Genomic DNA, 15057 nt, shown 5'->3' on the forward strand with positions numbered 1-15057 from the left:
CCGAGCACATGGTGCCGTCGGCGGTGGTGGTGCTGGACGAGCTGCCATTGACCGCGAACGGCAAGCTGGACAAGAGGGCCCTGCCCGCACCGGACTACACGGCCTCGGTCTCGGGCGGGCAACCCCGTAATCCTCGGGAGGAGATTCTGTGCGGGTTGTTCGCCGAGGTCCTGGGCCTGGAACGGGTGGGGATCGATGATTCGTTCTTCGACCTGGGCGGCCACTCCCTGCTCGCCACCCGACTCCTCACACGTCTGCGCTCGGCCATGGACGCCAAGGCCACTCTGGAGGACGTCTTCCGCGCCCCCACGGTGGCCCAGTTGGCGCGGCGCCTTGATCGGGTGCCGACGCCCCGGGCACGCCCGACGCTGAGGCGCCGTACCCGCGCCGGGGTGGAACTCGACGGCTGATCCGTCCCGCGAAGCGGCCGGGCCCCTGACCGGGGCTCCGGCCGCTTCGTCGTTCCCCAGCGGATGACCCCCGTGGTCCACCGGCAGGCAGCGGACCGGCCCCAACTGCCGCTTCCTTGCCGTCACTTCCTGCCCCGTGCGCCCGGAATTCCGGCGTACGTTTCCGTTATTCGACCGGTGTAGCAGAACAAGGAAACCGATTCGGGCCCGGGATTCCCGGAAACACGAACCGGCTCTGAACAGCGATCTGGAGCGGAACGGAATGACGGAATTCGGAAACAACGCGGCCGCGAGCGAGGTGCTGTGGGAACTGCGGAGCCCTTCCGCCCCCGGTGGCCTCTCCCTGCTGATCCTGCCCCACGCCGGAGGCAACGCCCACTACTACGCCCAATGGGAGGATCACCTTCCCCGGGACGTGGGCCTCCTGGTCGCCCAGTACCCCGGCCGTGGCTCGCGCTTCACCGACGACCTGCCCGAGAGCGTCGACGACCTGGTCGCCCCCATCGTGTCCCTGCTCGCCGGGGACCGCCGCGACCTGGTGGTACTCGGTCACAGCATGGGGACCCTGGTGGCCTATGAGGTCGCCCGGGGCCTCAGCGCGGCGGGACGGCCGCCGGTGGCCCTGATCGGGTCCGCCTGCCGTGCCCCGTTCCTGCCCAACCCCAGCCCGGTCCTGCCCGAGACGCTCTCGGACGAGGAACTGGTGGAGGCGATCAAGGCTCGCGGGGGCACCGATCACGAGATCCTCGACGAGCCCGAGCTGCGGGAGATCATCCTGCCGTCGATCCGCGCGGACTTCTCGATCGACGACGCCTACCGGCGCGATGACGCGGTACGCAGTCTCCACCTCCCGCTGACGATCGTCGGCGGTGAGTCCGACCCCATCGTCCCCGTCGGCGACCTCGTGGAATGGCGCGACGTCACCCAGGGCGAGACCTGTGTCGAGACCCTTCCCGGAGGCCACTTCTACTTCGACGAGAGCGAGGAGAACCTGGCCCGGTTCATGGAGATCATCGGTTCGGTCACCGCCTCGATGACCGCCGTACACGCTTCCTGAGAAAAGGCTCCGGGCGCGGAGCGAAAAGCGAGAAGAGCGGGTGCGAGCCCGCGAGGAAAACGGAGGAAGAATGTCGCTGACAACAGAGAAGGCCGTGGTCCGCCGTGAGGCGGGCAAACCCTCGATCATCGAACTCCCCGGTGTGCGGGACATGGACGAGGCCGTCCGGGTCCTGGAGCGCGAACGCCCCGCCATCACCGCGGAGCTGACCTCAGCGGGCAGCGTCCTGGTCAGGGGTCTTCCCGTCCAGGACGCCGCCGCCTTCGGCCGGGTCCGCGACGTCCTGCTGCCCCAGCCCGCCGCCTACAAGGAGAAGGCCACCCCGCGCACCGACTTCGGCGGCGGCGTGTTCTCGTCCACCGACCTGCCCGCGATCCAGCCCATCCGCCTGCACAACGAGAACAGCTACACCCTCGACTTCCCGGGCACGCTTCTCTTCTGCTGCGTCGTCGCCCCCGACAAGGGAGGCGCGACGACCGTCGGCGACATGCGCGAGGTGCTGGAGCTGGTCCCCGAGGACCTGCGTCGCAGGTTCGAGGAACACGGCTGGCTGCTGGTCCGCAACTACTCGGCTCTGGCCGGTCTGCCCTGGCAGACCAGTTTCGCCACGGAGTCCCCCGCTGAGGTCGAGGCCTACTGCGCGGAGAACGTGATCGGCTGCGAATGGCTCGACGAGGAGACCCTGCGCACCCGCCAGCGCCGGTCGGCGATCGTCACCCACCCGGGTACGGGGGAGCGGGTCTGGTTCAACCACGCCGCCTTCTGGAGCCGCTGGTCCCTGGACGAGGACGTCCGCGACGTGCTGCTGGAGACCTACGGCGAGGAGGGCCTGCCCTTCGAGACCTTCGTCGGTGACGGCACCCCGCTCACCCGGGAGGAGGCCGACGCGCTCAACGACGCCTACTCCCGGGCCACGCGCAGGGAGACCTACCAGGTCGGCGACCTGCTGATGGTCGACAACATCCTCAACGCCCACGGCCGTGAGGCCTTCGAGGGAGACCGGAAGATCCTCGTCGCCATGGGCGACCCGGTGCCGCTCGCCGACTGCGCACCGACCGCTCCTCCGGCGACCGGCGCGAGCCAGGGCGGGACGGTCCGGTGACGACCCCGATCGAGTCCCTCGACTCCGTGGCCGGGCGCCACAGCGGGGCCCGGGACCTCCTGGACCGCCTCGCCGAAGTACCCGGGACCCGCGACGCCGTCGTCGACGGCGACCGCGTCCTCACCTTCGACCAGCTCAGGGCCGGAGCCGTCCGCGTCGCCCGTGAACTCGTCGGCAGGGGGATCGGGCGCGAGCGCGTCGTCGCCCTCTGCATGCCGCGAGGCGCCGATCTCGTCCTCGGCCTGATCGGCACCCTGACGGTCGGCGCGGCCTACCTGCCCGTCGACCCGGCCCTGCCCGTCGAGCGCCGCAGACACCTGCTGGAGGACGCGGCCGCCGATCTGGTGGTCGTGTCCTGCGGCGCCGCCACGGGCGGCCACGAGGACTGCGGCGCCTCGGACGGCACGTTCCCCGAGACCGTCGCCCTCTGCCGGATCGCGCCCGACGGAACCTCGGTCGAGGCGGCCCAGGAACCCTTCCTGCCCGCGGCCGTCAGCCCCGCCAACCTCGCCTACGTCATCTACACCTCCGGATCCACAGGGCGGCCCAAGGGCGTGGAGGTCTCCCGCGGATCGGTCTCGGCCCTGCTCGCGGACCTGGAGAGCGAGCACCTCGCGGGTCCCCCCGGGGGCCGCGTGGGCTGGAACGCCTCCGCCTCCTTCGACGCCTCCGTCCAGCAGTGGACCCGTCTGTGCAGGGGTGACACCGTCGTCACCCTCGACGACCAGGTCCGGTCCGACCCGGCGGCCATGGCCAGGCTCATCAGCGAGCAGGGTCTGACCGACCTGGACATCACCCCCTCCCACGCCGACCTGCTCCTGGACCACCTGGAGGAGCACCTGGGCGGAGACCGTCCGGGGCCCCTCACGCTGCTCGTCGGCGGAGAACCCGTCAGCCCGCCCCTGTGGCACCGGCTGAGCGCGATGGCGGAGCGGGGCTCGATCCGCGCCGTCAACGTCTACGGCCCCACGGAGTGCACTGTCGACGCGACGGCCGGCTGGATCGACTCCTCCCGTGAACCGCACATCGGCCGGGTCCTACCCGGGCTGGAACTGCGCCTGCTCGACGAGCGGCTGTCGCCCGTGCCCGAGGGGGTCACCGGCGAGATCTACCTCGCCGGGTACCGGGTGGCCCGCGGTTACCGAGGAGCGCCCGGCCTGACCGCCCAGCGATTCGTCCCGGACATCGCCGCGGCCGACGGCTCGCGCATGTACCGCACCGGTGACCTGGCGCGCCGACTCCACGACGGCCGCCTGGAGTACCTGGGCCGCGGCGACCGCCAGGTCAAACTGCGCGGATTCCGCATCGAGCCCGGCGAGGTCGAGGGGGTCCTGGGCGCGCACCCCGCCGTCGCCGAGGTCGTCGTCGACCCACGGTCCCTGACCGGAGGGCCCGCGCTGGTGGCCTACTACCGGTCGCACGGTTGCGGCCTGGACCGGGAGCTGCGCGACCTCGCCGCCGCCAGCCTGCCCGGCTACATGGAACCCGCGGCCTACGTGGAGCTCGCCGAGTTTCCGAGGACCCCCAGCGGCAAGCTGGACCGCGCGGCCCTGCCCGACCCCGAGCCCGTCGGCAGAGAGGACTCCGGTGACGAGGGGCTCAGCTCCGTGGAGCAGCTCATCGCGCGGGTGTGGGCCACAGTCCTCGGAGTCCCCGTGATCGGGGCGGAGGACGACTTCTTCCGTCTCGGAGGCCATTCGCTCCTGGCCATCAAGCTCGTCTCCCAGGTCAAGGCGCAGCTGGGGGTGAAGATCCCGCTCAAGGCCGTCTACGAGAACCCGAAGCTGCGCGACCTCGCGTCCGTCATCGAGTCAGCGAACTGAGCGGATGCTCTCGACCGGAGAGCCACGCAGTTCCGACCGGCCCGGGAGGGGACCACCGCGTCCGCGGTCCCTCCCGGAGCACCGCCGGACCGCCCGAACCCGGGTGAGAACCGCCGCACACCACGTTTCCGGCGGACGAAGGCACCACCCTTTCCCATGAGGAGTAACCGTGATCCCCCTTTCCTTCGCGCAGCGGCGGCTGTGGTTCGTGAACCGGCTTGAAGGTGCGGGCTCGACCTACAACGTGCCGTTGGTGGTGCGCTTCGGTGCCGGTCTGGACGCCGACGCTCTGGAAGCGGCGTTGGGTGACGTGGTCGAGCGGCACGAGGTGTTGCGGACGGTCTACGGGGAGAGCGGGGGCGAGCCCTTCCAGCGGGTGTTGGGGCTGGCGGAGGGGTTGCCGGGGTTCGAGGTGGTGGAGTGCGCTCCCGATGGGGCGGACGCGCTGGTGGGGGAGTTCGCGCGAACGCCGTTCGACCTCGCGGTGGACCGGCCGGTGCGGGTCCGCTACTTCGACTGCGGTCCCGGTGGGTCGGTGCTGGTGGTGCTGATGCACCACATCGCCACGGACGGTTGGTCCGAGGGCGTGCTCGTGCGGGACCTGGGGCGGGCCTACGCCGCGCGCCTCGCTGGCGGGGCACCCGAGTGGGAGCCGCTGCCGGTGCAGTACGCGGACTTCGCCCTCTGGCAGCGGGACGTCCTGGGCTCGCCCGAGGACCCGGACAGTCTCCTGTCACAGCAGACGGACTTCTGGCGGGACGCGCTGGAGGGGGCGCCCGGATCCCTGGAGCTTCCCTTCGACCGAGTACGTCCGGACACGCCCACGGGCCGGGGCGCGCAGGAGGCCCTCGACCTCGACGCGGACCTGCACGCACGCCTGCTGGAGGTGGCCGGTGCGCACGGTTGCACCCTGCTGATGGTGGTGCAGGCGGCGCTGGCGGTCGCGCTCTCCAAGGCCGGCGCGGGGGACGACGTGCCGTTGGGCACCCCGGTGGCCGGTCGTGACGAGGAGGCCCTGGAGGACCTGGTGGGGTTCTTCGTGAACACCCTGGTGCTCCGCACCGGGGTCCGCCCGGACCAGACGATCTCGGAGCTCCTCGCGCAGGTGCGCGAGGCCGACCTGCGCGCCTACGCCCACCAGGACGTCCCCTTCGACCTGCTGGTCGAGGCCCTCAACCCGGAGCGCGTGCCCGGACGCCACCCGCTGTTCCAGGTCACGGTCGCCGTGAACGGAGCCCAGGGGGAAGGCGCGGACCCGGATTTCGCCGGGGCGGTGACGACGGAGCTGGTCCCCGTGGACACGGGTGTGGCCAAGTTCGACTTCGCGGTGGGCTTCGTGGAGCGCCGGGACGGTTCGGGTGGGGCGGCGGGGCTGTCCGGTGTTGTGGAGTACGCGTGTGACCTCTTCGACGCCGCCACGGTCCGTGCCCTGGGCGCGGTCCTGGTGCGGGTGTTGCGCGCCATGGCCGGGGACCCGGAATCGACCGTGGGCGAGTGCGTCGAGCTGACGGAACCGGAGCGGGTGGCTCTGACTGATCGCGGTACGCCCGCGGTGAGCGCGGTGGCGACCGTCGTCGACTCACCGTCCGGCCCGCTGACTCCGCGTCAGGAGATCCTGTGCGGGTTGTTCGCGGAACTGTTGGGTCGGGAGTCGGTGGAGCCGGGGGAGAACTTCTTCCGTTCGGGTGGTAACTCGCTGCTGGCGCTGCGTCTGGTGTCGCGGGTGCGGTCGGTGCTCTGCGCCGAGGTGGGGGTGCGCGACTTCTTCCGTGATCCGACGGTGGCGGGTGTGGACCGGGTGATCGCTCGGGGGCGGGCGGTGGCGTTCCGGCCGGGGTTGGTCTCCGTGGAGCGTGGGGAGCTTTCTCCGTTGTCCTTCGCGCAGCGGCGGCTGTGGTTCGTGAACCGGCTCGAAGGGGCGAGTTCGACCTACAACGTGCCCGTGGTGGTGCGGTTCGGCGCCGATGCGGACGCCGCCGCTCTGGAGACGGCGTTGGGTGACGTGGTCGAGCGGCACGAGGTCTTGCGGACGGTCTACGGGGAGCGCGGGGGCGAGCCCTTCCAACGGGTGTTGGGTCCGGGGGAGGGCCTGCCGGGGTTCGAGGTGGTGGAGTGCGCTCCCGATGAGGTGGACGCGCTGGTGGGCGAGTTCGCGCGAACGCCGTTCGACCTCGCGGTGGACCGGCCCGTCCTGGTCCGCCACTTCGACTGCGGTCCCGGTGAGTCGGTGCTGGTGGTGCTGATGCACCACATCGCCACGGACGGCTGGTCCGAGGGTGTGCTCGTCCGCGATCTGTGCCAGGCCTACGCCGCGCGCAGCACGGGTCGGGCGCCCGAGTGGGAGCCGCTCCCGGTGCAGTACGCGGACTACACGCTCTGGCAGAACGAGCTCCTGGACGAGCGGGACCCCGAGGGTGTGGCCGCCCGTCAGCTCGACTTCTGGCGGCGGGCCCTCGACGGGGCTCCCGAGGTCCTCGAACTGCCCCTGGACAGGGCCCGACCCGAGGTCCCCTCGCACCGGGGTGAGAGCGTCCACTTCGAGGTGGACGCGGAGCTGCACACCGCCCTGGCGCGTGTGGCCAAGGAGCACGGCTGCACGCTGTTCATGGTGGTGCAGGCCGCGCTGGCGATCGCGCTGTCCAAGGCGGGGGCGGGTGAGGACATCCCGCTGGGCACCCCGATCGCGGGACGCACCGAGCCCGCGCTGGACGACCTGGTCGGGTTCTTCATCAACACGCTCGTCCTGCGCACCGACGTGTCCGGGGAGAAGACCTTCGCCCAGATCCTGGACGGAGTCCGGGAGACCGCTCTGGCGGCCTTCGACCACCAGGACGTCCCCTTCGACCTGCTCGTGGAGAAGCTCAACCCGGAGCGCTCGACCGCCCACCATCCTCTCTTCCAGGTCACGGTCGCGCTGAATCCCGCCTTCGCGGACGCCTCCGGCTTCGACGGTGCGGAGGTCACCACCGTCACCACGGGTGTGGCCAAGTTCGACCTGGCCGTGGGTTTCGTCGAGAACCGGGACGGCGGCGGCGCACCCGCCGGGCTCGGGGGCGCGGTCGACTTCGCCGTCGACCTCTTCGACGACTCGACTGTTCGAGCGCTGGTCGCGGTGCTGGATCGGGTGCTGCGAGCGATGGCCGGGGACACCGGGGCGGTGGCGGGTGCGGCGATCGGGTTGACGGACGAAGAGCGCGCGGCCCTGACCAACAGGGGCGCGCTGGCCGCGTCCGCGCCCGGTGACGACGAGGCTGCGGCCTCTGGTTCGCTGACTCCGCGTCAGGAGATCCTGTGCGGGTTGTTCGGGGAACTGTTGGGTCGGGAGTCGGTGGAGCCGGGGGAGAACTTCTTCCGTTCGGGCGGCAACTCGCTTCTGGCGCTGCGCCTGGTGTCGCGGGTGCGGTCGGTGCTCTGCGCCGAAGTGGGGGTCCGGGACTTCTTCCGTGATCCGACGGTGGCGGGTGTGGACCGGGTGATCGCTCGAGGGCGGGGGGTGACCTCCCGTCCGGAGTTGGTCCCCGCTGATCGCGGTGAACTGGCTCCCCTGTCCTACGCCCAGCGCCGACTGTGGCTCGCGAACCGGATCGAGGGCGCCTCCGCCACCTACAACGTGTCCGTCGCCCTGCGCCTGCGCGGGCCCCTCGACTCCGGTGCCCTGCGCGCGGCCCTCGGCGACACCGTGGACCGCCACGAGATCCTGCGCACCGTCCTCACCGAGCACGGGGAAGAGCTCCACCAGCAGGTGCTCGGAACCGGAGAGGCCCGTGCCCGGCTGGGCTTCGAGACAAGCGAACGCGCCGAGTCCGACGTCCCCGGCGCGATCGAGGAGTTCATCGACCGGACCTTCGACCTGGCAGAGGACCTGCCGGTGCGTGCCGCGCTGCTCCGTGTCAGCGACCAGGAGTCGGTGCTGGTGGTGCTGATGCACCACATCGCGACCGACGGTTGGTCCGAGGGTGTGCTCGTTCGCGATCTGTGCCAGGCCTACGCCGCGCGCCTCGCTGGCGGGGCGCCCGAGTGGGAGCCGCTGCCGGTGCAGTACGCGGACTACACGCTCTGGCAGAACGAGCTCCTGGACGAGCGGGACCCCGAGGGTGTGGCCGCCCGTCAGCTCGACTTCTGGCGGCGGGCCCTCGACGGGGCTCCCGAGGTCCTCGAACTGCCCCTGGACCGGCCCCGACCGCCGACCCCCTCGCACCGGGGCGACAGCATCGTGTTCGATCTGGGCGCGGATCTGCGCGACCGACTGGAGGAGATCACCCGCGCCCGCGGCTGCACCCTGTTCATGGCGCTCCAGGCCGCCTTGGCGGTGACCCTGAACCGCTCGGGGGCGGGCGAGGACATCCCGCTGGGCACCCCGATCGCGGGACGCGCCGACCCCGCGTTGGACGACCTGGTCGGGTTCTTCGTCAACACGCTCGTCCTGCGCACCGACACCTCCGGCGACCCGTCCTTCACCGACCTGCTCGAACGCGTGAGGGAGACCGACCTGGCGGCCTTCGACCACCAGGACGTCCCCTTCGACCTGCTCGTGGAGAAGCTCAACCCGGAGCGCTCGACCGCCCATCACCCCCTGTTCCAGGTGATGATGGTCCTCCAGAACAACGCCGTGGTGGAGCCCCGCCTGTCCGGGCTCCGTGCGGACCGTGAGCCCTTCGGCTGGAAGACGGCCAAGTTCGACCTCACCTTCGCCTTCGGGGAGGGGCCCGACGGCCTGACCGCCGTCGTGGACTACGCCACGGACCTGTTCGACCGCCGGACCGCCGAGGACCTCGGCGAACGCCTGATCCGGGTGCTGAACGCCGTCGCCGACGACCCCGAAGCCAGGATCGCCGACATCGCGGTGCTGACCGGGGACGAGTTCCGCGCGCTGGTGCACGAGGTCAACGACACCGCGGCGGGTGAACCCTCGGCTCTCGTGCACGCGCTGTTCGAGGAACGGGCCGCTGCGGCACCCGACTCCCTGGCGCTGGTCTTCGAGGGCACCGAGGTCACCTACGCCGAACTGAACACCCGCGCCAACCGGCTCGCCCGACACCTGCGCGAGAACGGCGTCGCCCCGGGCAGCATGGTCGGCGTGCTCATGGAGCGCGGTGTCGAGTACGCCGTCGCGCTGCTGGCCGTGCTCAAGGCCGGTGCCGGGTACACCCCCCTGGACCCGGCCTTCCCCGACACCCGGCTGGCGGCGATGGCGTCCGCGTCGGGGACCCGCCTCGTTCTCACCCGCGCCGGCCTGCTGCGGCGCGAGATCGGGACCCCGCACGCCATCGCGGTCGACACGGTCGGGGCGCAGATCGACGGACACGACGGGGACGACCTCGCCCTGGACCTTTCGCCGCTGAGCACGGCCTGCGTGATGTTCACTTCCGGATCGTCCGGTGTCCCCAAGGGGGTGCTCGCCCCGCACCGGGCCATCGTGTCCACCTTCACCGGTCAGGACTACGCCGACCTGGGCCCCGACCGGGTCTGGCTCCAGTCCGCACCCGTCTCCTGGGACGCCTTCGTGCTTGAGTTCTGGGGAGCGCTGCTCAGCGGATCGGTGTGCGTCCTGCACCCCGGTCAGGTCCCCGAGGCCCCGCGCATGGCCGAGCTCGTCGCCAGGCACGGCGTCGACTCGCTCTTCCTCTCCACGGGGTTGTTCAACCTCGTCGTGGACGAGTATCCCCAGGTCTTCGAGGGCGTGCTCCAAGTCCACGTCGGTGGTGAGAAGCCGTCCGCGGAGCACATGCGCCGCTTCCGCGCCGCCTTCCCCGACACCCGTCTGCGCAACGGGTACGGGCCGGTCGAGAGCATGGTGTTCACCCACTCCCACGAGGTCCGCGACCAGGGGGACGGCCCCGTGCCCATCGGGGGACCGCTCGCCAACCGCCGCGGCTACGTCCTCGACGAGCGTCTGCGCCCGGTACCCGTTGGAGTCCCGGGTGAGCTGTACGTGGCCGGGGACGGACTCGCGCACGGCTACGTGGGACTTCCCGGCCTGACCGCCGAACGGTTCCTGCCCGACCCCTTCGGCGGGCCCGGCTCCAGCATGTACCGGACCGGGGACCTCGTCCGCTGGGTCGAGGTCGGTCGAATCGAGTACCTGGGCCGCGCCGACGACCAGGTCAAGGTCCGCGGGTTCCGGGTCGAGCCGGGAGAGATCCAGGCCGTCGCGGCCGCTGTGCCCGGTGTCGCCCAGGCGTTCGTCACGGCCCGCAGGGACCACAGCGGGGTCATGGCCCTGGTCGCCTACGTCGTCCCCGCGGCGGGCACGGTCCTGGCAGGCGCGCAGGTCCGGGCCGCCGTCGCCGAGGTCCTGCCCGACTACATGGTTCCCTCCGCCGTGATGGTCCTGGACGAGCTCCCGCTGACCGCCAACGGCAAGCTGGACAGGAGGTCCCTGCCCGAACCCGACTTCGACGCCGTGGGTTCCGGCCGTGCCCCCCGCAATCCGCGGGAGGAGATCCTGTGCGGGTTGTTCGCCGAGGTCCTGGGCCTGGACCGGGTGGGGATCGATGATTCGTTCTTCGACCTGGGCGGCCACTCCCTGCTCGCCACCCGGCTCATCGCACGCGTCCGCTCCGTCCTCGGCGCCGACGTCGAGCTGCGCGAGCTGTTCTCCTCACCCACCGTCACGGGCGTCGCCCGCCTGGTCGAGGCAGCCGGGGACCGCCCGGCCCGACCCAGGGCGGTGCCCCAGACGCGGCCTGCCCGCCTCCCGCTGTCCTTCGCCCAGCGCAGGCTGTGGTTCCTGCACCAGATCGACGGCCAGGAACGCGCCTACAACATCCAGACCGTGCTGCGCCTGGACGGCCGACCCGACCCTGACGCGTGGACGGCCGCGCTCGCGGACGTCGTCCAACGGCACGAGGCGCTGCGCACGGTCCTGCCCACCGACCAGGGCGAGCCCTACCAGCACGTCACTGACGGCTCCGCGATCCGCCTCCGGGTGCGCGGAGTCGAGCCCGAGCAGATCCCGGACGTCCTCAGGGAGATCGACACGCACGTCTTCGACCTGGAGGACGGCCCGCTGGTGCGTGCCGACCTGCTGCTCGCGGGGGAGGACGAGTCGGCCCTGGTGGTGCAGATGCACCACGCCATCGGTGACGGCTGGTCGCTCGCGCCACTGCTCCGGGACCTCCACGAGGCCTACGAGGCGCGCGTCGGGGGGCGCGCCCCAGCATGGAGGCCGCTGCCCGTCCAGTACGCGGACTACACCCTCTGGCAGAACGACCTCCTCGGCGATCCCGGCGACCCGGAATCGGCCCACAGCCGACAGTCCCGGTACTGGGAGCGGGCCCTGAGCGGGTTGCCCGAGGTCGCGGAGTGGCCGCTCGACTTCCCGCGGCCAGCCGAGGCCCGCCACGCGGGCGGCACCGTCACGGCGGACCTGACGGACGAGGTGCACGAAGGGCTCCGGCGGGTGGCCCGCGAACACGACTGCACACTCTTCATGGTGGTGCACGCCGCGCTCGCCGCCCTGTTCACCAGGATGGGCGTCGGCGACGACATCGCCGTCGGCACACCGGTGGCGGGCCGGACGGACCCGGCGTTCGACGACCTGGTCGGGTTCTTCGTGAACACGCTGGTGCTGCGCACCGACACGTCCGGGTCCCCCACCCTCGGCGACCTGCTGGCCCGGGTCCGCGAGGCGGACCTGGCCGCGTTCGACCACCAGGACCTGCCCTTCGAGCACGTCGTGGAGCTCGTCAACCCCACCCGTAGCACCGCGCACCACCCCCTCTTCCAGGCCATGCTCTCCCTGGCCACGGGCGAGGTCTCGGCCGGACCGGGCGCCTCGGGACAGGACGCCGACCGCTACGGGCGGGCGGAGATCGACACCGCCAAGTTCGACCTCGGCCTGACCTTCGCCGACCGTTCCCCGGACGGCACCCGGCCCGCGGTCCTCGCACTGGAGTACGCCACCGGCCTGTTCACGGAACGGACGGCGCGGTCCCTGCTCCTGCGTCTGGTGGCCGTCATGGAGGCCTTCGGCGCCGACACCTCCCAGGGCCTCGACGAACTCGACGTCCTCATGCCGCACGAGCGCGTCGGACGGCCCGCCGAGACGCACCCTGACCCCGGAGAGCGGCACCCGGCCTTCCTCGAAAGGCTCGCGGAACAGGTGCGACGCACGCCGGACCGCACCGCGGTGCTCTTCGGCGACACCGGACTCACCTTCGGCGAGCTGGACGCGCGGGCCAACCGCCTCGCCCACACGCTGATCGGTCTGGGCGCTGGCGCGGACCGTCCGGTGGCCCTCCTGATGGGGCGTTCGGCCGACCTGGTCGTCGCCATGATCGCCGTGCTCCGGAGCGGCGCACCCTTCCTGCCGCTGGACCCGCGCAACCCCGCGGGACGGATCACCGCCATCCTGGAGGAGGCCGGCGAGGGACTGCTGCTGACGGACGCGCGGAACCGCGTGCACGAGGCGGTGCGGGCGCTCCCCGATTCCACCCACGTACTGGTCGCCGACGAACAGGCGGCCGGGCCGGACGCGCCCGCGACCGACCCCGGTGTCTCCCGGCACCCCGGCTCCCTCGCCTACGTGATCTACACGTCCGGATCGACGGGCCGACCCAAGGGCGTGGCCGTGACCCACGCCAACCTCGCCCACTTGGTCGCCTCTCTGGAGGAGAGCGGCTACCACCTGCCCGAACCCGGGGTCTCGGCCTGGACCGCGAGCGCCGCGTTCGACGCCTCCATCCAGCAGTGGGGCGCGATCTGCCGGGGGGACACGGTGCTGGTCGTCGCCGACGAGATCCGTGACGAACCGGACTCCTTCGTCCGCGAGGTGGCCCGGCACCGTGTCACCTACCTGAACCTGACCCCCACCCACTGGGAACTGGTACGCGACAGGCTTCTCCCCCGACCGGCCGGGGCCTGGCCGCTGCGCCTGGCCCTGGGCGGGGAGGCCGTGCCCGCGCAGACGTGGACCGATCTGGCCGCCGGGGCGGACGACGTCACCGCGTTCAACCTCTACGGCCCCACCGAGACCACGGTCGACGCCACGATGGCCGAGGTGACCGGCGCGCACCCGCACATCGGCCGGGGCCTTCCGGGCACGCTGACCCGCGTCCTGGACGAACGGCTGCGACCGGTGCCGGACGGCGTCGTCGGTGACCTGTACCTGGCCGGTGACGGCGTGGCACGCGGGTACCTGCACAGGCCCGGCCTGACCGCTGGACGGTTCGTGACCGATCCCCACGGCTCACCCGGCTCCCGCATGTACCGGACCGGAGACCGGGTCTCCCGAACCAATGACGGCGACATCCGCTTCCATGGGCGTGAGGACGACCAGGTCAAGATCCGTGGCTTCCGCATCGAACTCGGCGAGGTCGAGGCCGTGCTCTCGGCGCACCCGGCCGTCGCCCACGCGGTCGCCGTGGTCCGTGAGGACCGGCCGGGCGACCCGCGGCTGGTCGCCTACCTCGTGGCCGAGGACGGCCACGGGATCGACACCGAAGCTGTGGCCGCGCACACCGCGCGATCGCTGCCGGAGTACATGGTCCCCGCGGCCACCGTCGTCCTGGACACCCTCCCGCTGAACTCCAGCGGCAAACTGGACCGGCGGGCCCTCCCCTCGCCCCAGTACACGCCCACCGCCGTGGGCCGCGAGCCCCGCACACCCCGAGAAGAGGCCTTCTGCGCGCTGTTCGCGGAGATCCTGGGCCTGGACCGGGTGGGGATCGACGACTCCTTCTTCGACCTCGGCGGGCACTCGCTCCTGGCCGCCCGGCTGGTCGGCCGGGCCGCCGCGGACCTGGGGATCGAGCTCAGGGTCCGGGACGTCTTCCGTTCGCCGACCGTCGCGGCGCTGGCGGGCGAGCCGGGCGGGGACCAGCAGGTCACCGGTGACGCCCCGGTGGAGAACACCGCGGGCGCGTTGGAGGTCCTGCTTCCCCTGCGCAAGCACGGAGAGCGCCCCCCGCTCTTCGCGGTGCACCCGGGCGCGGGGATGAGCTGGTGTTACGCCGGCCTGGTCCAGCACCTTCCCGGCGACCAGCCCCTGTACGGATTGCAGACGCGGGCGCTCACGGTCCCGGGTGAGCTGCCGAGCAGCGTCGCCGAGATCGCCGAGGACTATCTGGAGCGCGTCCGCTCCGTCCGGCCCCACGGCCCGTACCGGCTGCTGGGGTGGTCGTTCGGCGGCCTCGTCGCCCATGAGATGGCGGTCCGCCTCCAGGCCGCGGGCGAGGAGGTGTCCTTCCTCGGACTCATGGACTCCTATCCCGTACCGCCCGGCGCCGAGCGCACCGACTTCTCCCATGACGAGGTGCTGGCCATGATGCTCGACGTCCCACCCGGCGTCGACTCCGTGGGAGCCCCGATCGACCGCGAGGACGTGGTCCGGCGGGTACGGCAGGGCGATCCCGTTCTGGCCGAGTTCGCCCCCGCCGACCTGGCCGCCCTCGTGGACGCCGCGGTCAACCACGCGGTCGTCATGAACCACCACACTCCCGGAACCTTCACCGGGGACACGGTCTTCTTCCGCGCAACGCGCGGGAGGAACGAGTACTCGCCCGAGGTCGAGTACTGGAAGGAGCACATCGACGGCCGCATCGAGGTCCATGACATCGACTCCACGCACATGGGGATGACCCGCCCGGAGTCGGTGGGACTGATCGGTCGACTGGTGTCCGCCCAGATGGAATCCACCATCTTCGAACAGCTGAGGAGCTGACG

5 protein-coding genes are annotated in these 15057 nt (G+C 71.7%); all 5 read left to right on the top strand.

Going from position 1 to position 15057, the window contains the following annotated elements:
• Nucleotides 1-410, top strand: a 410-nt coding sequence (locus KBX21_RS12940) for a phosphopantetheine-binding protein (RefSeq protein WP_247665681.1), incomplete at its 5' end; no start/stop codon positions are given.
• A gap of 262 nt (nt 411-672) precedes the next feature.
• Nucleotides 673-1467 carry a thioesterase II family protein gene (locus KBX21_RS12945; protein ID WP_210842053.1) on the top strand — a complete coding sequence of 265 codons (795 nt, stop codon included), beginning with the start codon at nt 673-675 and terminating at the stop codon, nt 1465-1467.
• 70 nt (nt 1468-1537) lie between these two features.
• A complete protein-coding gene (locus KBX21_RS12950) occupies nt 1538-2569 on the top strand; it encodes a TauD/TfdA family dioxygenase (protein ID WP_210842054.1) in 1032 nt (343 codons plus the stop codon).
• Nucleotides 2566-4392, top strand: a complete 1827-nt coding sequence (locus KBX21_RS12955) for a non-ribosomal peptide synthetase (protein WP_210842055.1) — start codon at nt 2566-2568, stop codon at nt 4390-4392. The genes KBX21_RS12950 and KBX21_RS12955 overlap by 4 nt, the downstream gene beginning before the upstream one ends.
• A gap of 169 nt (nt 4393-4561) precedes the next feature.
• Nucleotides 4562-15055, top strand: a complete 10494-nt coding sequence (locus KBX21_RS12960) for a non-ribosomal peptide synthetase (RefSeq protein ID WP_210842056.1) — start codon at nt 4562-4564, stop codon at nt 15053-15055.
• Nucleotides 15056-15057 lie beyond the last annotated feature (2 nt).

The sequence above is a fragment of the Nocardiopsis sp. B62 genome, from assembly GCF_018070675.1.
Classification (GTDB): Bacteria; Actinomycetota; Actinomycetes; order Streptosporangiales; family Streptosporangiaceae; genus Nocardiopsis; species Nocardiopsis prasina.

What these genes read in the sequence shown, in the direction of transcription:
- KBX21_RS12945 (WP_210842053.1), top strand. Translation starts at nt 673, where the DNA reads ATGACGGAATTCGGAAACAACGCGGCCGCGAGCGAGGTGCTGTGGGAA.
- KBX21_RS12950 (WP_210842054.1), top strand. Translation starts at nt 1,538, where the DNA reads ATGTCGCTGACAACAGAGAAGGCCGTGGTCCGCCGTGAGGCGGGCAAA.